The sequence below is a fragment of the Peribacillus simplex genome, from assembly GCF_900156045.1.
In the GTDB taxonomy this organism is placed as follows: Bacteria; Bacillota; Bacilli; order Bacillales; family DSM-1321; genus Peribacillus; species Peribacillus simplex_D.
The window spans coordinates 40,764-63,464 of the sequence record NZ_FTMX01000009.1 but is presented as its reverse complement, the minus strand read 5'-3'; the positions used below and the strand labels follow the sequence as shown (position 1 = coordinate 63,464).

19 protein-coding genes and 2 pseudogenes are annotated in these 22,701 nt (G+C 37.3%); 16 read left to right on the top strand and 5 right to left on the bottom strand.

Features of this window, described 5'->3' with window-relative positions:
* Positions 1–566: 566 nt before the first annotated feature.
* From BW986_RS31325 to BW986_RS24460, 3 genes and pseudogenes are all read left to right on the top strand, one after another.
* Positions 567–845, top strand: a pseudogene (locus BW986_RS31325) (hypothetical protein); the annotation flags it as partial.
* A 58-nt stretch (positions 846–903) separates the two neighbouring features.
* Positions 904–1,083 carry a hypothetical protein gene (locus BW986_RS24465; RefSeq protein ID WP_076371713.1) on the top strand — a complete coding sequence of 60 codons (180 nt, stop codon included), beginning with the start codon at positions 904–906 and terminating at the stop codon, positions 1,081–1,083.
* Positions 1,084–1,323: 240 nt separating this feature from the next.
* Positions 1,324–1,653, top strand: a complete 330-nt coding sequence (locus BW986_RS24460) for a YolD-like family protein (protein ID WP_081395774.1) — start codon at positions 1,324–1,326, stop codon at positions 1,651–1,653.
* A gap of 165 nt (positions 1,654–1,818) precedes the next feature.
* Here the strand turns inward: BW986_RS24460 and BW986_RS24455 are convergent, their stop codons facing one another.
* The 3 genes from BW986_RS24455 to BW986_RS24445 form a co-directional block, all read right to left on the bottom strand.
* Positions 1,819–2,067: a hypothetical protein gene (locus BW986_RS24455; protein ID WP_076371711.1), complete on the bottom strand. Its 249-nt coding sequence runs from the start codon at positions 2,065–2,067 to the stop codon at positions 1,819–1,821.
* A gap of 6 nt (positions 2,068–2,073) precedes the next feature.
* A complete protein-coding gene (locus tag BW986_RS24450; RefSeq protein ID WP_142244727.1) occupies positions 2,074–2,499 on the bottom strand; it encodes a hypothetical protein in 426 nt (141 codons plus the stop codon).
* Between the two features lie 176 nt (positions 2,500–2,675).
* Positions 2,676–3,926 (bottom strand): helix-turn-helix domain-containing protein, encoded by a 1,251-nt coding sequence (locus BW986_RS24445; RefSeq protein ID WP_076371707.1) that lies wholly within the window; start codon positions 3,924–3,926, stop codon positions 2,676–2,678.
* A 148-nt stretch (positions 3,927–4,074) separates the two neighbouring features.
* Between BW986_RS24445 and BW986_RS24440 the strand changes: the two genes are divergently transcribed.
* The gene (locus tag BW986_RS24440; RefSeq protein ID WP_076371705.1) at positions 4,075–4,833 is read left to right on the top strand and encodes an SDR family NAD(P)-dependent oxidoreductase; all 759 of its coding nucleotides are present in this window, start codon (positions 4,075–4,077) and stop codon (positions 4,831–4,833) included.
* A 405-nt stretch (positions 4,834–5,238) separates the two neighbouring features.
* Here the strand turns inward: BW986_RS24440 and BW986_RS24435 are convergent, their stop codons facing one another.
* The gene (locus BW986_RS24435; RefSeq protein ID WP_076371703.1) at positions 5,239–6,135 is read right to left on the bottom strand and encodes a LysR family transcriptional regulator; all 897 of its coding nucleotides are present in this window, start codon (positions 6,133–6,135) and stop codon (positions 5,239–5,241) included.
* Positions 6,136–6,869: 734 nt separating this feature from the next.
* On the opposite strand from BW986_RS24435, the gene BW986_RS24430 reads away from it, so the two are divergent.
* The 5 genes and pseudogenes from BW986_RS24430 to BW986_RS30960 form a co-directional block, all read left to right on the top strand.
* Positions 6,870–8,774: an alkyl/aryl-sulfatase gene (locus BW986_RS24430; RefSeq protein ID WP_076371701.1), complete on the top strand. Its 1,905-nt coding sequence runs from the start codon at positions 6,870–6,872 to the stop codon at positions 8,772–8,774.
* Between the two features lie 281 nt (positions 8,775–9,055).
* Complete coding sequence (locus tag BW986_RS24425; RefSeq protein WP_081395773.1) at positions 9,056–10,243, top strand: iron-containing alcohol dehydrogenase family protein; 1,188 nt, start codon at positions 9,056–9,058, stop codon at positions 10,241–10,243.
* 18 nt (positions 10,244–10,261) lie between these two features.
* Complete coding sequence (locus BW986_RS24420) at positions 10,262–11,686, top strand: NAD-dependent succinate-semialdehyde dehydrogenase (protein ID WP_076371697.1); 1,425 nt, start codon at positions 10,262–10,264, stop codon at positions 11,684–11,686.
* A 516-nt stretch (positions 11,687–12,202) separates the two neighbouring features.
* A complete protein-coding gene (locus BW986_RS24415) occupies positions 12,203–13,480 on the top strand; it encodes an MFS transporter (RefSeq protein WP_076371695.1) in 1,278 nt (425 codons plus the stop codon).
* Between the two features lie 175 nt (positions 13,481–13,655).
* A pseudogene (locus BW986_RS30960) lies at positions 13,656–14,122 on the top strand (DDE-type integrase/transposase/recombinase); the annotation flags it as partial.
* A 113-nt stretch (positions 14,123–14,235) separates the two neighbouring features.
* Here the strand turns inward: BW986_RS30960 and BW986_RS24405 are convergent.
* Positions 14,236–15,051 carry an IclR family transcriptional regulator domain-containing protein gene (locus tag BW986_RS24405; RefSeq protein ID WP_076371690.1) on the bottom strand — a complete coding sequence of 272 codons (816 nt, stop codon included), beginning with the start codon at positions 15,049–15,051 and terminating at the stop codon, positions 14,236–14,238.
* 319 nt (positions 15,052–15,370) lie between these two features.
* On the opposite strand from BW986_RS24405, the gene BW986_RS24400 reads away from it, so the two are divergent.
* The 7 genes from BW986_RS24400 (at position 15,371) to BW986_RS24370 (ending at position 22,688) form a co-directional block, all read left to right on the top strand.
* The gene (locus BW986_RS24400) at positions 15,371–16,219 is read left to right on the top strand and encodes a 3-hydroxyacyl-CoA dehydrogenase family protein (RefSeq protein ID WP_076371688.1); all 849 of its coding nucleotides are present in this window, start codon (positions 15,371–15,373) and stop codon (positions 16,217–16,219) included.
* An 11-nt stretch (positions 16,220–16,230) separates the two neighbouring features.
* Positions 16,231–17,007 carry an enoyl-CoA hydratase/isomerase family protein gene (locus BW986_RS24395; protein ID WP_076371686.1) on the top strand — a complete coding sequence of 259 codons (777 nt, stop codon included), beginning with the start codon at positions 16,231–16,233 and terminating at the stop codon, positions 17,005–17,007.
* A gap of 21 nt (positions 17,008–17,028) precedes the next feature.
* Complete coding sequence (locus BW986_RS24390) at positions 17,029–18,177, top strand: acyl-CoA dehydrogenase family protein (protein WP_076371684.1); 1,149 nt, start codon at positions 17,029–17,031, stop codon at positions 18,175–18,177.
* Positions 18,178–18,241: 64 nt separating this feature from the next.
* Positions 18,242–19,435 (top strand): thiolase family protein, encoded by a 1,194-nt coding sequence (locus BW986_RS24385; RefSeq protein ID WP_076371682.1) that lies wholly within the window; start codon positions 18,242–18,244, stop codon positions 19,433–19,435.
* A gap of 60 nt (positions 19,436–19,495) precedes the next feature.
* Entirely contained in the window at positions 19,496–20,713 is a 1,218-nt protein-coding gene (locus BW986_RS24380; RefSeq protein ID WP_076371680.1) for a CaiB/BaiF CoA transferase family protein, read from the top strand.
* 209 nt (positions 20,714–20,922) lie between these two features.
* The gene (locus tag BW986_RS24375; RefSeq protein ID WP_076371678.1) at positions 20,923–21,696 is read left to right on the top strand and encodes an electron transfer flavoprotein subunit beta/FixA family protein; all 774 of its coding nucleotides are present in this window, start codon (positions 20,923–20,925) and stop codon (positions 21,694–21,696) included.
* Positions 21,697–21,710: 14 nt separating this feature from the next.
* Positions 21,711–22,688 (top strand): electron transfer flavoprotein subunit alpha/FixB family protein, encoded by a 978-nt coding sequence (locus BW986_RS24370; RefSeq protein WP_076371676.1) that lies wholly within the window; start codon positions 21,711–21,713, stop codon positions 22,686–22,688.
* Positions 22,689–22,701: the final 13 nt, after the last annotated feature.

Below are 22,701 nucleotides of genomic sequence, written 5' to 3'. Positions count from 1 at the left end.
ATATATAATAATCTTCATCCATAAATAGTAAATACTAATTTATTCTTATGTAGCAAGAGTTGTTTGAGATTCTCACAAAAATGTTGATTAAAAATATAAAGTTTAATAAACTCGTTACTGAAAAGAAAACACTAAAAAAACCTTTGGAATCGCCAATTCCAAAGGTTTTACCCTAAAAGGATAACTGTAGATAAGAAGGCAGGTAAAGCAACTTTCACTAAATTGTTTGCAGCATAATCAATAGCCCTTACTCGTACTGTGTAGGGGCTTTTTTTGTTGAAGCCATAAATGGGCTAGCTCAAGAATATTAACGAATTCTTCAAGATTAGATATCATTAGTGTAATCGTTGAGGATTAATAAAAGCCCTTACTCGTATTGAGTAGGGCTTTTTTTGTGAAGCTCTCTTAAAGGTGTTGTTGAATTTCCAAATGAACTAAAGGGGCAGGTTAGTGAAAAAAGAATACTTGGAAAAAATGTACGATTAATATCCATAAATTGTCCCTATCAATATAAATTCGTTATGCATTTACTAATATTGAATCATTATTAAATGAGGTGAAGGATATTGAAAAATTGTAAATGTAATTGCTGTAGTCCCGCACATGTAAGATCAAAGGTTCGTTTTACACTTGATTGCGATAGTCCAGAGGTTACCATATATCAAGCTTTAAATTTAGATTGTTTACCAACTGTCACTGTTACTGTCTCATTAGATGAGGCTGAGCGACCCTGTACATTGGTTATGAGTTTTTTTGTAGGAACTGGGCAAATTATGCAAAATGTAGTTGCTGGAAATAATGGAGTATTCGCTGATAGAGTAGTTACATTTGGTAATATAAGTAGAATTTCGATTCAATGCGGTGGTAATGGTGCAGATGGTTGCAGTGGAGAAATTACTTTAGATGCAAGCTTTTGTGTATTATGTAAGTGCAACAACGATGACCAAGACGGAAGCAGTGATGAATGTTGTGATACTCATCAACATCACAACCATTATCACGACGAAAGCAGTGATGAATGAAGTGATACTTATCAACATCACAACCATTATCACGACGATGAAAGCAATAGTTAACATTTGAATAGTTTGATTACTGTTTCTTACCATAAATGAAACTGTCTTATTATTTTAGAGGGGGGATTTATTGCAGTAATGGGTGCGTTAGTTTCATAGGGCATAAAGGAAGACTACACTAAGTGGTCTCTTTTATTTGTAAAAAATCAACATTTCTCTAGCCCGAACTTATATGGAAAAGGAATTTTTTTATCTTTTATAAGAACGTTCGTTCGTATATAATAGATGTAAAGGAGGAATCTTTCTGATGAGTACAATTCGTGATAGAGGGCTCGTTAAATGGCAAGCAGCATTAATTATGCCAGAACATAAAGCTTTAAATAATAAAATTGGTGAGGTCGATTATTTTCTAAATAAAAAACCTATCCTTGATGAATACCAGGTTGAAGAGATTGAAAACAATATTCATTATGCAATGGAATATCATTTACCGATAAGATTTAGCTTACTTAACGAGGGAAATCCACAAGAATTGCATGGTTATGTGTGTACATTCATCCTGTCACGAAAGATTTACGAATTCAGAAGAATGATAGTTCCTTTGAGTATATTCAGTTTAATGAGATTATTGATGTGATTGTAGAGGATTAAAAAAAGCCCATCTCCTATTGAATAGGGGCTTTTTTATTTGAGTTATGCTAAATAAAGAACCGTGTGAATAAAAGGAACCTTTTCGTGGTATAGTATTAATAACCTACTGTTAAAAGCACTATTGTATGCCCCTTACCAAAAGTGTAAGGGGTTATTTATATGGCTTAACCTTCTTAACTAACTCCGTAATATCAATACCCTCGTTATAGATTACCCCATCTATTCTAAAATCATCACTGACAGCAAACTTGTTTTTAATCTGTTGAATCCACTCGTATGCAGCAATGGCTGCAGTCCAGTCTGGGTCCTTTTTAAAGTCTGAATTTAGAACAGAGAAGCTTCCACTTTGTAAAAACTTCGTTCCTTTTGAATGTAAGTACACCTTGATATTTATGTTCATTCTTACCTACCTCAGAGAAGGATCATAACAGCTTTCACCAATGATCATATTCTCATCTTTCCTTGTATAAGTGAATTTCGCTATATTTTGACCTTCTAAATGATAAGGTGCTTCCCAGAAAATCGTCACCTCACTGATATTGTCCTCTTTGGCAAGATTGGCTGCTAAATCCTCACTATACATCTCAAGTAAGTTCTTAGTCCTCTTTTCGTTGTTCATAGCATCAAATTTCAAATATGGTAAAACTATATAACTCCCATCATTTAGACCTAAGTTTTCGTTAACTTCTATATCACTAACAGTCGTTTGGCTATAGTTCTTATCTATAATGCTGTTAATTGTTTCTTCGATTTCGTCTTCCCGGCTTTCTCCGGTCTGTGTCTTTTTGCATTGCAATGCCACAATACGTGATGACTTTCTTATTTGGATCAAGCGGCCCATCATTTTTTAATAATTTCACATAGCATTAAAATAATGTAGCTGTCTATGACGGTTCAATGACTGAATGAGCAAAAGATCCATTATTACCACTAGAAATTAAATGAAAATGTGTTAAGAATGCTGGTATCCATTTTTGATCTGTTGCTCAAATTTTCATTGATGGATAATTATGTCGATTTATGATCGGAAAAATGATCATTTTTAAACTGCTTGGGGGTTAAACCTGTGTATTTTTTAAAGATTTTTATAAAATAACTTTGGTCGTTGAAATTTAGCCATGTGCCGATGTCTGAAATCGAATAATTTGTTAAAAGTAAGAGCTTTTTTGCTTCGTCAACTCGTTGCCGTTGAATATATTCACTTATTGGTTTACCGACCTCTTTTTTAAAAAGTGATGATAAGTAATTTGGGCTTAGATGACACATTTTTGCAAGGTGGTCAAGTGTGATATCGTCATAAAGATGGTCATAAATATAATGTTGACAGGCTGTAATTGTGGCAGAATATTTTTCTTCATTTAATTGGTGCACACGATTGGTAAAATCCATTATAGCTTCTTCTGTTAATTTCAATATTACTTTTAAGCTTCCTAATTCCTCGAGCTGTTGAATATAGAAATCGCTTAAGGTAAAGGCCGTTTCATCATTTAATCCACCTTCAATGGCCGCTCTGCAAACGAGAGCAATTCCAGTTATCATTAAATTCTTTTCACTTCTTAGGCGATTTCGTTTCGACAATAATCCTAATTCCGCCTCACCAACAATAGAGTAATCGAAGATATCCTTTAATTTATCTATACGTCCGTTTTTTACATAATCAAGCAAAACCCGTTCATATGAAAGATTGGAATGAAAAATGAAATTCCTTCTCCCTTTTGAAAGCTCAAGATCCGGATTCTCTAATTCAATCATATCAAGGGTCAACACTTCATTGTTTTGGATGACCATCGTTTTATCAAGCTTTTTATGGTACATCAAATAATAAACTAATAGACTAATCGTTAGGAATTGTTGACTATCAATAATGGGAATGGAATGATAGTATTCAATGAGTTTCCTTTTATTAAGGTTTCCTTTAAAAGCATCTATAATCTTGCTAATCATTTCATCAGATATTTCTGACTCAAGGGTAGGGCCTAAAATAATGGTACCTAAAAATAGATTCGTTTTTTTTAGATTGACAAAGAAAAAGTTCAAATTTGAATTAGAGAAGAATATAGGAAAATCCTTTGGATTATCTTCATAAGTATACACACTTATCTGCTCTTTAAACGGGCTGTAATAAGGATGATCCCGTAAGTCTCTACTTGAAAATTCGTATTCAATCTCACCAAATTGATTGACATAATAAACAGGTATTTTATGAACTTTATATATAAGTTCACATATATATTGTAAATCTTGTATGGCAATTTCCATCTATTCTATAACCTCCATTCAAAATTTTTTTAATTCGGTCCATTTTTAAGGTTAATAAATACTATTATTCGTAGGATAATACAATAAATATTTTTAAACAAGCAATAAAATGAATCGTGTAAGAGGGATAAGCAGGGAGGAATTAAACATGGAATTATCAAATAAAATTGCTGTCATAACTGGTGCAGGAAGTGGAATCGGAAGAGCAAGCAGTTTGAAACTTGCTAGTAACGGTGCAACTGTTGTATTAGTCGACTTCAATCAGGAAACAGGAGAAGAAACGTTAAAACTTGTGAAAGAACAAGGTGGAGAAGGCATCTTCGTCCAGGCCGATGTCTCGAAAACTGAAGATGTGCAAAATTATGTAAATAAAGCTGTCGAAACATATGGACATATTGATATATTTTTCAACAATGCAGGTGTTATCCAAAAGTTCGCACCTTTCACTTCAGTAGAAGAATACGAGTTTGACCGCATTATGTCTATCAATGTAAAAGGGGTTTTCCTTGGAATGAAATATGTGTTAGAAGTGATGGAGGAGCAAGGAAGTGGCTCTATTATTAATACTGCTTCTACTGCAGGGGTTCGTCCTGAACACAGTGTAGCTGTATATTCTGCAAGCAAACATGCGGTTGTAGGCTTAACCAAGGGTGCTGCATTAGAATATGCGAAAAAAGGAATTCGTATAAATGCACTTTGTCCTGGCGGTGTGAAAACAGCATTAACAACAAGTGTTGAAGCTCAGTTTGCAAAAGGTGGATACGTTCCAGAAGAGGTTTCCAATATGAGAATGGGTCGTTATGCTGATCCGAAAGAACTCGCTGAAATGGTTGCTTACTTAGCATCAGATAAAGCAAGCTATATGACCGGTTCAATTGTTCTTGTAGATGGCGGGCTAACTTTATAGTCAATAAAAACATCGAGTAGGGTTCTTCCCATTTAATAATTAGGGGCAGTCATGACTGTCCCTAATTTATTTTTTTAAACCTGACTCAATTATTCATATGTGCTGTTAAAAGGTTAGCAAATTTTTGAGCGGTTTTTGATAAATAATGATGCTTCACTTAATTAACCCAGTTGATGCAGTTAGCTCTGTATCTTTAAATTTGTAAGCTTGGATATTGTAGTTTTAATGTTCTTTTTAGCTGGATAAATGAAACAACTGCTATTACTTTGTTTTAAAGAATCAAAATTCTCCTTTCCATAAGTTCCTTAGCTCCTAGCATCGGAAAAACGACAACAATTGAAAGGTTGCTGTTTATGTATTCACCATGAAACTTATGAAAGGCAGCCTTTTAATCGGATACTATTTTTAAATATTTGTTTTGAAGTACTGGATAAACTTCTTAGCATTTAAAGATAAAGGTTTTTTTGTTGAATGTATCCAACCATAGGATACATGTGTGTATTCATAATTGATAATTTCTATAGATACAATTTCACCTTCACCGGTTAAAACATAGGGGTTCTGTCTCCATGGAAAATCAGTTGTGAGAGCAATCGCCAAATCATCTTTTACTGCTTTTACAATCAGATCAAGACTATTTGATAATAGTAAAATTTTCATAGGCCCAAATTTCTCAGCATAATGATGAGTGAACCATTTTATCAACTCACCGTTATAAAGAACCAGAGTTTGATTCTGCAAATCTTGAGCAGTAATAGTTTTATTAAATGCTAATGGGGAATTTTTATTAACAAGTACTTTAATGATTCCATTAAATAATATCTCATACTTGATATCATCCCTAGAGTCTACTAAGTCACTGTAGATCGGAATAATCCCAATGTCAGTTTTATGATTAACAACATCATGAATAACACTCTGAGTTGGACTTTCGGTAATTTCAATATTTACGGATGGATATTTATTTTTATATATAGATAATGTACTGATTAATGGTAGAATACCAGGGATCGTAGATATTTTTAAATCTCCTGTAAGTGTAGATGTATGAGATTGAGCCTCTTCTTTAAATTCTTGTAATTTGATTAATACTTCATAAGCTTTTCCAATAATTCTTTTTCCTTCATCCGTCACTTCAGCACCATTACGTGAGCGCTTAAATATTTGGACTCCTAATTCCTTTTCAAGTTTGGAGATAGACTGACTGATACCGGATGGACTTACATGCAGATTCTTGGAAGCAATTGAAATAGATCCTGTTTTTGCAAGTTCTACTAGATATTCTAATTTTTCTATATGCATTTTTACACCTTCTTTATTATTTGAATTTTATGAATATATTTTAATTCACGAAAACTAAATTATAGATCAGAAAAACTAAATTTACTTCACTTTAGATTAATTGTACAATTAAAACAATATTAATACATTAGCTTTTCATTAAATTAATTCTTCATGTCAATGTATACTTTTTAAAAAAAGTAACTGAAACTCCATTGTTTTTATGGGAAATAAAGGTGTTTTTTTGGTGTGGAAACCCCTTGTAATTATGTTTGATTATCTTGTCAAAATCTCTAATTACAAGTAAAAATCCCATGGATTTGGACAACAAAAAACCATAATGAATGAACTACTAAAAGTATTAGATGAAAAAACTTTTTCAAAATTAGGCAATATTGTAGAAATTTACAGGAATATTAATTCTTAGGGTAAAAATTATCGGAATATTCTGTCTTAACATTCCCTATAAAAACCAAGTTGGACAAGAATTAAAAATGCTTATGCAATGCTAATGATATTAATATAAAAGGATTGAATTGCTATTTTGAAAAATAAAGGGGGACTTATCAGGTGCTCAACAAAAAATTGCTGATCGTTGGCATCATGCTGATGGCAGTTATTGATGAGAAGTGTTTCGCTTTTGTGACACGTTAATATTATTTTTGAGGATAATACCTAATCCGGGATTGGGATCACGATTTAAAGATAATAACAACATTTTCCCTTTAATAAATAACTATCTGGAGGTTAATTAAATGTTCAGTTCTAATTTAACTCAATCGTTGCCCGCTACCTTTTTTACAAAAAAGGAAAATGAAGACGTTTACAAAACTCTTGATTTTGAAGATTCGCAAGATTTTGAAGATGCAAAAAGAGGTCTTATTGCACCATTAGATTTTAAAATTCTTAAAAATGAAAGTGGGAAAGTTGTCTGGGATACAGAGAAAATAGAATTCCTTAACGATAATGCACCTGAAACGGTCAATCCGAGTTTGTGGAGGAATTCACAATTACAAGCTATCTCTGGTTTATTTAAAGTAGTAGATGGAGTATATCAAGTTCGCGGACTATCATTATCTACCACTGTGTTTATAGAAGGTAAGGACGGACTTATCGTTTGTGATACATTAAAAAGTATAGAGTCGGCTAAAGCGGCTTTGGAATTATATTATAAGCATCGACCTAAAAAACCAGTGACAGCAATCATTATCAGTCAAAGTCATGTTGATCATTTTGGTGGTATTCCAGCAGTCCTACAATATGCGGAAAATCCGAATATCCCAATTATTGTTCCTCAACATTTTACCAAAGAAGCAATCAGTGAAAATGTGCTTTTAGGTTCAATCATGAAACGCCGTGCACAGTATCAATTTGGTCCTGATCTACCTGCTGGTCCTACGGGAGTTGTATGTGCAGGTATAGGACCTATTGTAACTAATGGTACAACTGGTTTTGAGGTACCTAATGTTGAAATAGAAAACGAAATCCAATCGATGGACATAGATGGTTTACAGTTTCAATTCTTATTAACCCCAGATACAGAAGCACCAGCTGAGATGCATTTCTATATTGAGGATTATAAAATAGTATTCGCCTCAGAAAATGTAAATAAAACGATGCATCAAATTTACACCGTAAGAGGGGCGAAAACTCGAGACACTTTACAGTGGGTCAGTGCAATTGATAAAACGATCGATTTATTCGGAAATAAACCGATTGATGCTTTGTTAATGGCACATGCCTGGCCTGTATGGGGAAAAGAAAACGCTATCGCTCATCTGAAATTACAACGTGATTTATACAAATATATGCACGATCAAACAGTTCGCCTAGCCAATCATGGATATACAATGGATGAAATAGCTGAAATGATCGAACTGCCAGATACATTGAATCAATATTGGGGGAATCGGGGGTACTATGGTACGTTAAAGCATAATGTTAAGGGGATTTACAATTTTTATTTAGGCTATTACAGCGGTCATCCATCTGATTTAGATCCACTGCCACAAGTGGAAGCTGGAAGAAAATATGTCCAATACATGGGTGGAGTAGCTAATGTGATTCAACAGGCTAAAGTTGATTATGAACATGGTGAGTATCGTTGGGTGGCTCAAGTCTTAAAAAATGTAGTAATGGTTGATCCTGAGAATATTGAAGTTAAAAATTTATTAGCAGACGCTTTTGAACAATTAGGATACCAAGCTGAATCAGCAAATTGGCGTAATATATATCTTGTTGGAGCAATGGAACTTAGAAATGGTGTTAATAAAGAGAATCCTCCTTATGATAGTTCTATGGTTTTTAATAAAATTCCAGTTGATGATTTCTTAAAGTTGTTAGCTGTTAAACTAAATGGTCCAAAAGCAGATGGTAAAAAAATAACGATTAATGTAACAGTAACGGATACAAATGAAGAATTCGCTTTATATCTTGAAAATTCAGTATTGACTTATAAGGCGGATAAATTAAGTGCAAACCCAGATGTTTCCGTAACTGTTGATAAATTAACATTTTATGGAATTGGGAATGGTGCTATTACACCAGAACAAGCAGTGGCAGCAGAAAAACTAGTAATAACGGGTGACCCCAATAAATTTAATGAATTTTTGTCCCTACTTGATCAATTTAATCCTTTAGTCAATATCGTTACTCCTTAATTGGCAGAGGATTCGATTACGGTTGTAGACGATTGACTTCATAATAAACCATACGGGGTATAGGTTTAATAGTAACAAAGAGCTAATATTAGAAAAAATGTGGAGATGGACAAGAGCGAACCGTGCAGTTTTGTGTTTGTTTCAAAATTAATCAAATTGTTATTGGTGTACCCAACCCCTTTCTGGTTTGTTTGCTGAAATGGGACAAGCCAGTCAAAAGGGCAAAAGCTTGCAATTAATATGAAAAAAGCAATTAGTATGAATAATTTATATGGAGTGTGATGGTAATGTTGCAGAATCAGAACTTTAGTTCTTGCCTACCAACAAATGTACAGTTCGGTCTTGATATTGTTAAAAACGAACTTCCTCGTGAAATCCGACTTGCAAACAAAAGTAGAGTGTTTATTGCAACCGATGCTGGTCTAGTAAAAGCTGGATTAATAGAATCGATTACTACTAATTTGACTAAAAATGAAATCGAAAGTGTTGTCTTTTCAGAAGTAGAACCAAATCCACAAGCTGAAACCGTTATGCGAGGAGCTACTCTTTATAATCAGGAATCTTGCGACATGATCATAGCGATCGGTGGTGGAAGTTCGATGGACTTAGCAAAAGCGGTCGGAGTGGTGGTTTCCCATTCTGGCCACATTCTTGATTACCGTCGAGGAGAAAAGGCCGTTACAAATCCCATTCCCTTACTGTTTGCTATCCCAACAACCGTGGGGACAGGATCGGAGGTAACAGCGGTTGCGGTTGTTACAGATCCTACTGTTGGCCGGAAGTATGTTGTTGCAGCTCCCTACCTTATTCCTGAAACCGCATTCATCGATCCTTTGATGACAGCTACATTACCAAAGCATCATGTCTCTGCAACAGCAATTGATGCATTAGTGCATGCTATAGAATCCTATACATCTGTTCGAGCCACACCGATAACGGATGGGCTTGCGTTGCAGGCGATCAGAATGATTAAAGAAAATCTTCCGGCAAGTTATGCAAACCCAAACAACCTGGAAGCTCGAGCACAGATTCATTTGGCAAGCACGATTGCAGGGATGTCATTTGGTCTGGCTGGTTTGGGCCTTGTACACTCTTGTTCTCATCCAATGTCTGCGGTCTATAATGTTGCACATGGAGTTGCTAATGCTATTCTTTTACCTCATGTAGTCGAGTATAATCTGATTTCCAACATTAAAAAATATGCAGACATCGCTAGAATTTTCCAACCCGAGTTAGTATTAAAGGATGACCAAACGACTGCAAATGAACTTTTCGGCTTATTAACATCCTTTACAGCGTCTGTAGATATTCCTAAGGATTTTAGCTATTTAGGAATTGAAGTTACAGATGATGTGATCGATCGTTTGGCCAATGATGCTATGGATGACAAAGGAACGATTCCGACAAATCCCCGCAAGGTCTATAAAGAGGATGTTGTAAAAATCTACAGCAAGGTACTACCAAGATAAAGGGAGGATACTTTTAACATGTATATTAATGGAGAATGGTTAAAAACGAACAAAAAACTTGATATTAAAAATCCAGCAACAGGAGATGTAGTTGATCATGTGTTCCTTGTAGGAAAGGCAGAAACAGAGTATGCGATCCAAGCAGCAGAAGCTGCCTTTCCGTTATGGTCGGGTTTAACTGCTGAACAGCGTTCAGGTTACCTTCAGAAAGTTGTAAACAAGCTTGAAGAAAAGAAAGAATATCTTGCTCAGGTAATCACAAAAGAAATGGGAAAATCTATTCATAATGCTCGTTATGAAGTAGACAATACGGTTTCCTTCTTCAAGTGGTATGCTGAGGAGGCCAGAAGGGTTTATGGAGATACCATTCCAGCTTCTTCACCCAATAGGCGCATTTCTGCAATTCGTCAACCAGTTGGGGTTGTTGGAGCTATTACACCTTGGAATTTCCCATTATCGATGGGGGCACGCAAACTTGGGCCCGCATTAGCTGTGGGCTGCACTATAATCTTTAAACCATCATCCGAAGCACCATTATCGTCCGTGGAATTATTTAAAATTTTTGATGAAGCCGGATTGCCAAAAGGTGTAGTTAATTTAGTGATCGGAAGTTCTGGAGAAATTGCTGGCCCACTCATGGAAAGCAAAGTTGTCCGAAAAATTTCTTTTACAGGGTCTACTGAAGTTGGAAAAATTTTAATTCGTCAATCTGCAGATACTGTAAAAAAGGTTTCTATGGAACTTGGCGGTCATGCTCCATTTATTGTATTTGAGGATGCTGACATTGATTTGGCTGTGGAAGGGACGATTATAAGCAAATTTTCATCAACTGGTCAACAGTGTGTCTGCGCAAATCGAATTTATGTTCACGACACCATCTATGATGAATTTGCAAAACGATTGCATGAAAAAGTTGCTGCTCTGAAAGTTGGAAATGGACTTGACGAATCCAATGAAATCGGTGCGATGGCAAACGAAAATGGGATTGAGAAGGTACATGATCAAGTCATAGATGCTGTAAACAAGGGGGCACGAATCCTGTATGGTGGAAGCAGATTGTCAGATGGCAATTTAGGAAAGGGATACTTTTACTCCCCTACTCTACTAGTGGATGTAAAGGAAAATATGAAAATATGTTTTGAAGAAACGTTTGGTCCAATTGCACCCTTGATTCGTTTTAATTCAGAAGAAGAAGTCCTTAAGATGGCAAACAATATTGAGTATGGTCTTGCCTCTTACTTTTATACAAACGATCTATCCCGGATGTATCGGTTATCTGAAAAATTAGAGTATGGAATGGTAGGGGTGAATGATCCCGCTCCTTTTGCCGTACAGGGACCATTCGGAGGTGTAAAAGAAAGTGGCTTGGGCCGCGAAGGTGGACGTTATGGACTAGATGACTATCTGGAAACGAAATTAATTTCTGTTGCTATTCGTCTTTAATCTGTCAACGATAAAACAATGTTGTTTAAATTCCGGACTAAAGTATGAGTATAGTAGATATTTTGCAAGGTTCACCTCGTGAATGCGTTGTATTGAAAAATGTTTAAGTCGATTATCCTACCACGTCTATCTGAAACGGTTAGCGTAGGTTATATGTGAAGGGGCAAGTTAAAATAAGCATAAATGGCCAAGAAAAAACCGCAGAAAAATGGAAGTAAATAATCTCACTCTCCGTTACACGATGTATCTTGGTAATTGACCAAACAAATCATCATACATGTAACGGGAGTGGGAAAGTTGAAAACTGTAGGGGTAATTTCATTGGTAGAACATTTAAATAGAAAGGTCTTAACATGAGTCAGATTGCTATGCAAGTGAAGTGTGACAGTCATATAAGCGATACAACATATCTGTTTGAAATAGTAATAGTTTCTGAGTAATTACACCCAATTTAAATATTCGAAGACTGGGAGCTTGTAATTCATTAGATTAAGCCAAAAAAAGGAGTGAACTTAAATGCGTTGGGGTATACTTGGTTTCTTATTTATTGCGATGATAATAAATTTTGCAGATAAATCAGTCGTAGGATTTGCTTCTGTTCCAATCATGAAGGAGTTTAATCTTTCATATACACAATGGGGGTTAGTAGGCAGCAGCTTTTTCTGGCTATTTTCTATTGCAGGTGTGTTAGGTGCAGCATGGTCCGATAAAATCGGAACGAAAAAAATGCTGTCTATTTTAGTAATAGCATGGACTTTTTTACAATTTGGTGCATTGGCAGTGTATAGTTTGCCACTATTCATATTAACCCGAGTGTTGTTGGGGGCTTTTGAAGGTCCTTTTTATGCAACCGCTATCAGCCAACTAAGTAAATGGTTTCCGCCGCAATCCCGTAGTTTGCCCATTTCTATTATGAATTTCGGTGGTTCCATCGGAGCCTTAGTATCAGCACCAATTCTGGTTTTCCTCATTCAGAGATACGACTGGCGAACAGCTTTTAGTGTATTAGGGGTAATAGGATTAGTTTGGGTCCTTTTATGGCTATGGCTGGCAAAGGAAAGTCCTTTAGAACAACCTATTGAAGCTGTCACTAAGTCCCGTACACCCAAACCTACCACTCAAAAAATTAAATGGTCTGAGCTTTTTCCAGTATTACTATCCCCTACTTTTATTGTTGCGACTATAGCAGCATTCTCTGGTTACTGGATATTATCGTGGATCACTATTTGGATGCCCATCTACATGGTTAAAGTGGTACACCTCACGCCAATACAGATGGGGCTGGTCGCATCCATGGTCGGGATAATTGGCGGGGTTCTTCAAATTTTAATTTGTTGGTTTTCCGACCGTTTGTTTAAGAAATATAAAATTTATCGAAAGTCCCATGTTATTGTTGGCGCCTCTTGCTTTGTTTTATCAGCCTTGTTTTTGTATTCTTTGACATTTATTCATTCTCCCGCTTGGGCAATAATTGCTCTTTGTTTGTTAAAAGCATTACCTTATACCATGAATGTTTTTGCACCGCAAATTGCAATTAGTTTAATGCCGGAACGGGGAGGATTAATGTCAGGGCTCCTATGGGGAATAGCAACCGTAGCAGGTATTATTGGGCCAATCGTTACCGGCTATCTTGTAGAATTGGCAGGTGAAAATGAAGCACTTGGATTTAATTACGGAGTGCAATTCGGAGCAACTCTATTGTTGGTTTCTGGCATTTTATTCTTTATTTTTGTAAAACGGGATGAGCGAATAAGAATTCCAACAAATGCTACAAATCAAGAACAAATGGGGTAAAGAAAAAAGGATTGAACGAATTAATTGATGATTGACTTTGGGGACAAGGCTATTGAGGGCCTGGTTGCCGGTCCTTTGATGAAAAAAACTTGTTTTGATATATTCCCAATGGGAAATCTTCGGAAGCAGTTTTTACTGGGTCTTCCTCATCTCCACAATTTTAACTGGAGCGCTTACAGATATAAAAGTAAAAGGACAATAGATGTATTTTTATCGTGCAGTCGATTAGGGAGGAAATACGATTGACTTTTTTTAAGTAAATCCAGAGATATTAAAGCAGCTAAGCGCCTTTTTTAGGAGGCCTAGGCTGCTTTTCTTGTTTCGAAGCTTCGAGTGATAACAGTCGATAAAAATCCGGCATATCCAGTAGCTATTTAACTCTAAAGGACGAGCAAAAGATGTCTGAAAGATTCAAATAAGACAAGTGAAATATCTCAATAATTTCGTAGAATAAGATCAACCTTTCATTAAGAAAAGAGTATGCTCCATTTTGGGATTCCAAACGTATGAAACTGTTACTTCAATAGAACGTGGCATTGAGGCCATGCATATGATGAAAAAGGGCAGATTCACCAATAACAGGGTAAGACTGCCCAAAATCGAAAAGAATGCATTGATAAACTGTTTGGCATCACATCATAATCCGTAGGTTAGCAGTAAATTCTTTGTTGAAATCATCTTTGCACTAGAACCACTTCTTCCCTTCAAGAGACACTTCCTTAAAACATTTGGACCTTGAAGAAGTCCCGCTTGATTTATTGAATAATTTCAAACTCAATGTTGTTGCTAATCTGTTCAGCCGTTTCTAAGACGATGGGAAGGTATTCATTGATTACTTTATTAATATCTACTCTACCGGAATGTGTTGGGCAATTCACCGCACCAACAATTTCTCCTCGTATATCTCTTACTGGAGCTGCAACAGAGATTAGTCCAAGTTCTAATTGGTCATGGCTCAACGCCCACCCGTTTTCACGGATCACCTTTAGCTCCTCCCGAATTTTTGCTTCATTTGTGTTTGTTTTTTCTGTAAAAGCCTGGAGTTCTGCTTGTTTAAAATAATGGTCTAACCTGTTTTCAGGAAGATAAGCGAGAAGTAATTTTCCCGGTGAAGTAGCGTGTGCCGGCAGACGGGTTCCTACCTCTAAAGAATATTTCATAATTTTATTCACAGAAACGCGAGCGACATATACCACATGTGTATTATCCAATATGGAGAGAGAGCTGGATTCGTCAACTTTTTTAGATAACTGTTCAAGGTATGGTTGTGCAATTTCCCAGATATTGTGAGAAGAAAGATAGGAATATCCTAGAGAGAGTATCTTCGTTGTAAGAGAAAATCTACCATCTTTTAAAGTTGCATAACCTAGATTTTCTAATGTTAGAAGCACTCTTCTGGTTACGGGCCGAGGTAATCCGCTACGTACAGCTGCTTCACTAATCGTTAAACTGGGGCTATCCTGAAAAGATTTAATAACCATTAATCCGCGCTCAAGTGTCTTAAGAAATTCACCAGATGTTTTGAAATCATCTTCATGCTCATTTGAATTTTCTGAATTTTCGTTTGACAAACTAAAAGACCTCCCGATATAATGAATTGGAATTGTACGAATAATAAAATCTTGTACGATTATCGTACAATTTATTTTTGTTTTTGTCAACTGAAGACTTTTGTTTTTTAGTACGAATTAGATTGGGAACAGGAAGACGAATTTAAAGAGGTGATATGTCTAGATAAAAGGATTAAAAAGCGGATACGTTAGCTCACTTGAAAAGTAAAAGAGGAAATATTTTTATAATTAATGTCGGTAGTAATCATACGAACCTCATTTTTTACTGATGAAAATAAAAAAATCCTCAGGGAAAACTCGAAAGAAAAGGTGATGAAAAATGAAAAACATCAGTGTAATTGGTGCAGGTACAATGGGTAGAGGAATAGCCTATGTATCAGCACTAGGTGGTTTTAACGTTGTTCTTAATGATGTTAGTGAAGAAAATTTACATAAGGCTCAGCAATATATCGAAAAAACAATGAGAAATAGCGCCAAAAAAAGGTTCCTGCAAACAGAAGAAGTAGAACGGGCGCTAACTCAAATTTCATATTCAGCTGACTTCAATAAATCCGTGAAAGAAGCTGATTTAGTTATCGAAGCAGTGTTCGAGTTAATGAGCATAAAAATCGACATGTTTAAAAAATTGGACGAGGCTTGCCCTCCACATACCATTTTGGCGACAAATACATCAACCATGAGTCCTACTGAAATTGCAGCTCAAACGAAACGGTCGGATCAATGCATCGCGATGCATTTTTTTAATCCGGTACATAAGATGAAGCTCATTGAAGTTGTTAGAGGTCTTGACACTTCCGATGAAACCGTTGCCAAAGTGATGAATGTCGGTGAGAGAATTGGAAAAGAGTGTGTTGAGGTAAATGAATTTCCGGGATTTGTAACAAGTAGAATGAATTGTTTAATCGGAAATGAAGCGATGAATATGTTGATGGAAGGTGTTGCTTCACCACAAGACATTGATAAAGCAATGAAGCTTGGTTTAAACCATCCCATGGGTCCGCTTGAACTGGCAGATCTAGTAGGTTTGGATTCTCGGCTAAGGAATATGGAATATCTCTATCAAACTCTAGGGGAAAAATATAGACCATCACCTATTCTAGTTAAGTATGTAAAAGCAGGAAGGCATGGCAAGAAATCAGGCAAAGGGTTTTATGATTATACAAATTAGGGGGAGAGGTCATGTGCTATCAGTATATCCTCACAAATAAAGAGGCTAATATTGGGATTCTAACCATCAATCAGCCGGAGAAAAGAAATATGCTGCATCTTGCTGCTCTTAAAGAAATTGAAAGTGCTCTAGATGAATGGAAAGATGATCTTGACGTAAACGTGGTGATTGTTACAGGTGCTGGAGATCAATCATTTGTTTCCGGTGCTGATATAAATGAATTAAATAAACGGACAATGATAGAAGCACTGCAGCCCAATATGACGGCAACTTATCAAAAGATTGAAAATTACGAGAAGCCAATCATTGCAGCTATTAACGGTGCGGCTGTTGGGGGAGGCCTAGAACTGGCACTGGCGTGTGATGTAAGAATTGCTGTAAAGGAAGCCAAACTGGGGCTGCCAGAGTTGAATCTTGGAATTATACCTGGAGCAGGCGGGACACAGCGGTTGACAAGAATTCTTGGTAAGGGAAAGGCAATGGAGCTAATCTTGACCGGGGATATCATAACAGGTGAGGATGCAGAACGCTTTGGAATCGTTGCTAAAGCTGTGGAAAGGGCAGAGTTGATGGAAACAGCCATGTCATATGCAGCAAGAATCGCTACAAAAAGTCCTTTAGCCTTAAAAATTGCCAAAATGGTTGTAAATAAGGGTGCTGATATCGGAATGGATACGGCTCTTATGTTTGAGAAGTTGGGTCAAGCTTTATTAATGGGGTCAGAAGATAAAAATGAAGGAACACGTGCATTTCTTGAGAAACGGGCAGCAAATTTCCAAGGAAGATAAAAAAAAGAGAGGGGAAAGATCATGGATTTTAAATTACCAGAAGATATTGAGCAGTTAAAGAAATTGGTTCGCAAATTTATTCAGGAAGAAGTAGAACCTGTAGCGATGGAAATTGAAGAGAAAAATGAAATTCCTGGATACATTATGGAGATGACAAAAGAAATAGGCTTGTTTGGTCTTAGTATTCCTGAGGAGTACGGCGGATTAGGACTGGATATGGTTGGGAAATGTGCGATTTTTGAAGAAATTGGAAAAACGCATAATGGCTACACAACACTTGTGGGTGCGCACAATGGTATCGGTTCAGTAGGTATTGTTGAGTTAGGAAACGAGGAGCAGAAGAAAAAATACTTACCGAAAATGGCATCAGGCGAATGGATAGGTGCTTTTGCATTAACTGAACCAAGCGCGGGATCCAATGCGGCAAATCTAAAAACAACAGCCATAAAAAAAGGAGACAAATATATTATTAATGGTTCTAAGCATTATATTACAAATGCGGTGGATGCCCATGTCTTTACTGTTATGGCTATTACTGACCCTGAAAAAGGTGCAAAAGGAATCACATCCTTTATTATTGAAAAGGATTTCCCTGGATTCAAATTAGGAAAAGTGGAAGACAAAATGGGGCTGAGGGGCTCACATTCAGCGGAGCTATTCTTTGAAGATATGGAGGTTCCAGCAGAAAATGTCCTTGGTGAAGAAGGTTTAGGATATGTCAATGCGTTAAAAATTCTCGCGAATGGTCGTACAGGGCTGGCAGCAAGGAATCTAGGATCATGTGAAAAGCTGCTTGATTATTCCGTCAAGTATGCACTTGAAAGGGAACAATTTGGCAAACCAATTTTTGAGCAGCAAGCTGTTCAGCACATGCTTGCTGATATGGTGACTGAAATTGAAGCACTTCGTTCGATCACTTATCGAGTGGCATGGATGACCGATCAGAATCAACGTGTAGTTAAGGATGCATCTATTGCCAAGTTGTTCGGATCTGAAGTTTACAATCGTGTGGCTGATTTGGCTATCCAGGTCCATGGCGGCATCGGATATATTAAAGAATACCCAATTGAAAGGTATTATCGAGATGCAAGAATTACGACAATCTATGAAGGTACTAGCCAGATTCAGAAGAATATTATCGCTGCCGAATTAAAGCGTCAGTACTCCTGATGATATAAGGTTCATAAAGATTTGTCTAAAAATTCATTATTTTCAAAAACGGGAGTTGGATGAGATGCGAGATGTAGTTATTGTTGATGGTGTTCGTACGGCTATCGGAGGAATGGGTGGTTCTTTAAAAGATGTTGAGGTAGAGTATCTATCTGAAAAAGTGATGAGAGAAGTGATTTATCGGGCAGGAATTGATAGCGCGGATATTGATGAAGTAATCTGGGGGAATGCAAAACAAAGCTCAGATACGCCCAACCTTGCTCGTCTGGCTGCTCTTCGGGCTAAGATTCCAAATGAAGTCCCAGGCTATACTGTTCACCGCCAATGTGGTTCAGGCTTGCAGTCCATTCATAATGCTGCACAACAAATTATGAGTGGGCTGTCAGACATTGTTCTTGCTGGTGGAGGGGAAAGCATGAGTACCGCTCCCTATTATTTACGAAATGCTAGATACGGTTACAGAGCAGGGAACAGCGAGTTAGTTGATCCCAACACTGAAAGTCAACCAAGGGCACAGCCTATCGAGGTTTATGGACGGCTAACAATGGGACTTACGGCAGAAAATTTAGCAGAAAAATATAACATTAGTCGCAAGACGCAGGATGAATTCGCTTTGAATAGTCAAGAAAAAGCAGCAAATGCGATCAAAAGCGGTTTATTTAACGATGAAATTATTCCATATGAAATTAAAACGAGAAAAGGAATAACAGTCTTCGCAACAGATGAGCATCCACGTGAAACCTCAATGGAAAAATTGGCTAAGTTGCCAGCGGTATTCAAGGAGGGGGGAACTGTCACTCCAGGAAATTCAAGTGGACGGAATGATGGCGCCGCGGCTCTCCTATTAATGGCGGATGAGGAAGCGAGTAAACGAGGCTTATCACCGAGAGCAAGAATTGTTTCTCAGGCTGTTGCAGGAGTTTCACCTGAGATTATGGGGATTGGTCCAGTTCCCGCAACAAAAAAGGCTTTAAAATTAGCAGGGCTCACAATGGAGGATATAGATCTAATCGAGCTTAATGAAGCATTTGCCGCACAAAGTTTAGCAGTTATTGAAGAGTTACAAATCGATCAAAGCAAAGTAAACGTGAATGGCGGTGCGATTGCGCTTGGTCATCCGATTGGGGCAACAGGTTCCATTTTAATGACAAAGCTAATGTATGAAATGGAACGGAGAAAGGCTCGCTATGGATTAGTAACTTTATGTATTGCAGGTGGAATAGGAATATCAACAATTATTGAAAATTTAAGAAGATAATAAACATTTCGTGCGATTTTACTAATGCGTATGAAAGACTTTAAGAAAGGGGTTGTAATTATGCGGGCATTGGATGGCATCAAGGTACTTGATTTATCTAGAACTCTAGCAGGTCCTTATAGTAGTATGTTGCTCGGGGACATGGGTGCAGATATCATCAAGGTTGAGCAACCTGGAACAGGGGATGAGTCAAGGCGCTTTACTCCACCTTCATGGAATGGAGAAAGTTGTTATTACCTTTCTTCAAATCGAAACAAGCGTAGTATCACAATCGATCTAAAAACAGATGAGGGAAGAGAGATTATTTATAAGCTGGCAAAGGAATCGGATGTTCTCATTGAGAATTTCCGAACTGGTGCACTGGATAAGCTCGGCCTTGGTTATGAACAGATAAAGGAAATTAATCCGCGCCTCATTTATTGTTCAATCTCAGGCTTTGGGCGTACCGGGCCGGAGAAAAATCGAGCCGGCTATGATCTGCTTTTACAGGGGTATGGAGGTTTGATGAGCATTACGGGAGAACAGGGGCGGACACCTGTCAAAGCTGGAATGTCGATTGTCGACTTAACGACAGGGATGTTTGCTGCTTACGGCATTCTAACAGCTCTCATAGCAAGGGATAAGACAGAGAGGGGGCAATTTATTGATGTTAGCTTATTGGATGGTCAGATTTCCTTGTTAAACCATATGGCAACGGGATATTTTGCCACGGATAACCCTGCAGGACGCATGGGATCGGCTCATCCTACACTCGTCCCGTATCAGGCGTTCTCTTCTAAGGATAAGGATGTTATTCTAGCTGTTGCCAATAACGGTCTATGGGAGAAATGCTGCCATGCCATGGGGTGGGGGGATCTTTTAGAGGATTCGAGATTTTTAACAAATGAAGACCGGGTTAGCAATCGCTCTATACTGGTTCCTATGATTAGTGAACGACTTTCTATGTTGGAGAGCAAAGAAATATTTGAACGTCTGGATGATGTTGGAGTACCATGTGGCCCGATCCATACCATTGATCAGGTAGTCAACCATCCACATGTGAAGGCCAGGGAGATGATTCTCGAGGTCGAGCATCCAATAGTCAACAATTTAAAGATGCCTGGATTCCCTGTAAAACTATCAGAAACACCGGCAAGTCTGAAAAAATATCCTCCTTTGCTTGGGGAACATACGGATGAGATTTTGGTTGAGCTGGAGTTCTCTGCTGAACAGATTGAAGAATTAAAAAGTAAGCGCGTAATCGGTGAGTTCGAGGGAAACACTCAGTGTTTATCCTAAAATTCTTGTTCACATTATTAATGGTTTTCATAGTCTAGATGTTTCCTATTCAAAATTTTAGATAGCTATGTGGTTTCTTAATTACTGCAGGTGAATCTCTTTAGCTATTTTTAAGTGAAGTTAAAAATAACAAGTTCAAAGCATGAGCTGGTCATACAGTTCTATGAAAACAAACCTTTAAATTCTCATAAAAACAAGGAGAGTTACTAATGAATATTTTTGTTCTATTAAAAAGAACGTTTGATACAGAGGAAAAAATAAGTATAAATAATGGAGCTATTGATGAGCAGGGTGCTGAATTCATCATAAACCCATACGATGAATATGCCATCGAAGAGGCGATTCTATTAAAGGGTAAACATGGAGGAAATGTTACAGTTGTCACGATTGGCAATGAAGAGGCCGAGAAAGTACTGCGGACGGCTCTTGCTATGGGGTGTGATCAAGCGGTCTTGATCAATACGGAAGACGATCTTGAAGAAAGTGATCCATTTACAACGTCTAAAATTCTAGCACAATATTTCCAAGAAAATGAGTTCGACTTAATATTAGGGGGGAATGTTTCGGTCGATAAAAGCTCCGGTCAAATCGGTCCCCGTCTGGCTGAACTATTGGAAATTCCTTATATCACAACTATTACGAAAATTGATGTTGATGGCAAAACGGCCGTAATCGAGCGTGATGTGGAAGGGGATAGTGAAATTATTGAATCTTCGCTTCCATTGCTTGTGACTGCACAGCAGGGATTAAATGAACCGCGTTATCCATCATTACCTGGCATTATGAAGGCAAAGAAAAAACCGCTTGAAGAATTGGAACTAGATGATCTTAATCTTAATGAAGATGATGTAGCGCCTAAATCTAAGACAATTGAAGTTTATCTTCCGCCTAAAAAGGAAGCAGGTAAAATCCTTGAAGGTGGGCTTGAGAGCCAAGTAAAAGAACTATTAAAACTACTTCATACGGAAGCTAAAGTAATATAGGGGGAGGAATTATAATGGCTAGAAAAGTGATAGTCTTAGGAGAAATTCGTGAAGGTGCGCTTCGCAATGTTTCATTCGAAGCGATTGCAGCAGCAAAAACTGTTTCTGAAGGTGGTGAAGTGGTCGGTGTACTCTTAAATGACAGTGCCTCTGACCTTGTACAGGAGATGATCGCATACGGTGCAGACCGTGTAGTTTTAGTTGAAAACGACAAATTGAAATCGTATACATCTGATGGTTTTGGACAAGCATTTCTTCAAGTGATAAATGATGAAAAACCTGAAGGAATTTTGATAGGACATACGGCCCTTGGAAAAGATCTATCACCCAAAATTGCTGCGAAAATAGAATCGGGATTAATTTCCGATGCAATAGCTGTTGAAATTACAGGTGATCAAGTTGTATTTACTCGTCCAATTTACTCAGGTAAAGCATTTGAGAAGAAAATCATTACGGACGGAATTATTTTTGCAACCATTCGTCCAAACAATATTGCTGCACTTGAAAAGAACGAGACACGCTCTGGTGAAGTAAGCTCATTTGAGGCTGAAATCAAAGACCTTCGTACTGTCATTAAAGAGATCGTACGAAAAACGACAGAAGGTGGAGATTTATCTGAAGCAAAAGTGATTGTTTCTGGTGGTCGAGGTGTTAAGAGTGAAGATGGATTCAGCCCTTTACAGGAACTTGCAAACGTATTAGGTGGTGCCGTAGGAGCATCACGTGGTGCTTGTGATGCTGATTATTGTGATTATTCACTGCAAATCGGTCAAACTGGAAAGGTTGTGACACCTGATTTATACATTGCTTGCGGAATTTCTGGAGCCATTCAACACTTGGCAGGAATGTCAAACTCAAAAGTCATTGTTGCCATTAACAAAGATCCAGAGGCTAACATTTTCCAAGTGGCAGACTATGGCATTGTAGGAGATTTATTTGAAGTAGTTCCTCTTTTTACAGAAGAATTTAAAAAAGTTCTGGTTTCTGTTTAATATAGAATACTGA

Excerpts from the sequence above, each read along its gene's own strand:
- BW986_RS24465 (WP_076371713.1), top strand. The coding sequence starts at position 904 with ATGCAAGCTTTTGTGTATTATGTAAGTGCAACAACGATGACCAAGACG.
- BW986_RS24460 (WP_081395774.1), top strand. The coding sequence starts at position 1,324 with ATGAGTACAATTCGTGATAGAGGGCTCGTTAAATGGCAAGCAGCATTA.
- BW986_RS24455 (WP_076371711.1), bottom strand. The coding sequence starts at position 2,067 with ATGAACATAAATATCAAGGTGTACTTACATTCAAAAGGAACGAAGTTT.
- BW986_RS24445 (WP_076371707.1), bottom strand. The coding sequence starts at position 3,926 with ATGGAAATTGCCATACAAGATTTACAATATATATGTGAACTTATATAT.
- BW986_RS24440 (WP_076371705.1), top strand. The coding sequence starts at position 4,075 with ATGGAATTATCAAATAAAATTGCTGTCATAACTGGTGCAGGAAGTGGA.
- BW986_RS24435 (WP_076371703.1), bottom strand. The coding sequence starts at position 6,135 with ATGCATATAGAAAAATTAGAATATCTAGTAGAACTTGCAAAAACAGGA.
- BW986_RS24430 (WP_076371701.1), top strand. The coding sequence starts at position 6,870 with ATGTTCAGTTCTAATTTAACTCAATCGTTGCCCGCTACCTTTTTTACA.
- BW986_RS24425 (WP_081395773.1), top strand. The coding sequence starts at position 9,056 with ATGGTAATGTTGCAGAATCAGAACTTTAGTTCTTGCCTACCAACAAAT.
- BW986_RS24420 (WP_076371697.1), top strand. The coding sequence starts at position 10,262 with ATGTATATTAATGGAGAATGGTTAAAAACGAACAAAAAACTTGATATT.
- BW986_RS24415 (WP_076371695.1), top strand. The coding sequence starts at position 12,203 with ATGCGTTGGGGTATACTTGGTTTCTTATTTATTGCGATGATAATAAAT.
- BW986_RS24400 (WP_076371688.1), top strand. The coding sequence starts at position 15,371 with ATGAAAAACATCAGTGTAATTGGTGCAGGTACAATGGGTAGAGGAATA.
- BW986_RS24395 (WP_076371686.1), top strand. The coding sequence starts at position 16,231 with ATGTGCTATCAGTATATCCTCACAAATAAAGAGGCTAATATTGGGATT.
- BW986_RS24390 (WP_076371684.1), top strand. The coding sequence starts at position 17,029 with ATGGATTTTAAATTACCAGAAGATATTGAGCAGTTAAAGAAATTGGTT.
- BW986_RS24385 (WP_076371682.1), top strand. The coding sequence starts at position 18,242 with ATGCGAGATGTAGTTATTGTTGATGGTGTTCGTACGGCTATCGGAGGA.
- BW986_RS24380 (WP_076371680.1), top strand. The coding sequence starts at position 19,496 with ATGCGGGCATTGGATGGCATCAAGGTACTTGATTTATCTAGAACTCTA.
- BW986_RS24375 (WP_076371678.1), top strand. The coding sequence starts at position 20,923 with ATGAATATTTTTGTTCTATTAAAAAGAACGTTTGATACAGAGGAAAAA.
- BW986_RS24370 (WP_076371676.1), top strand. The coding sequence starts at position 21,711 with ATGGCTAGAAAAGTGATAGTCTTAGGAGAAATTCGTGAAGGTGCGCTT.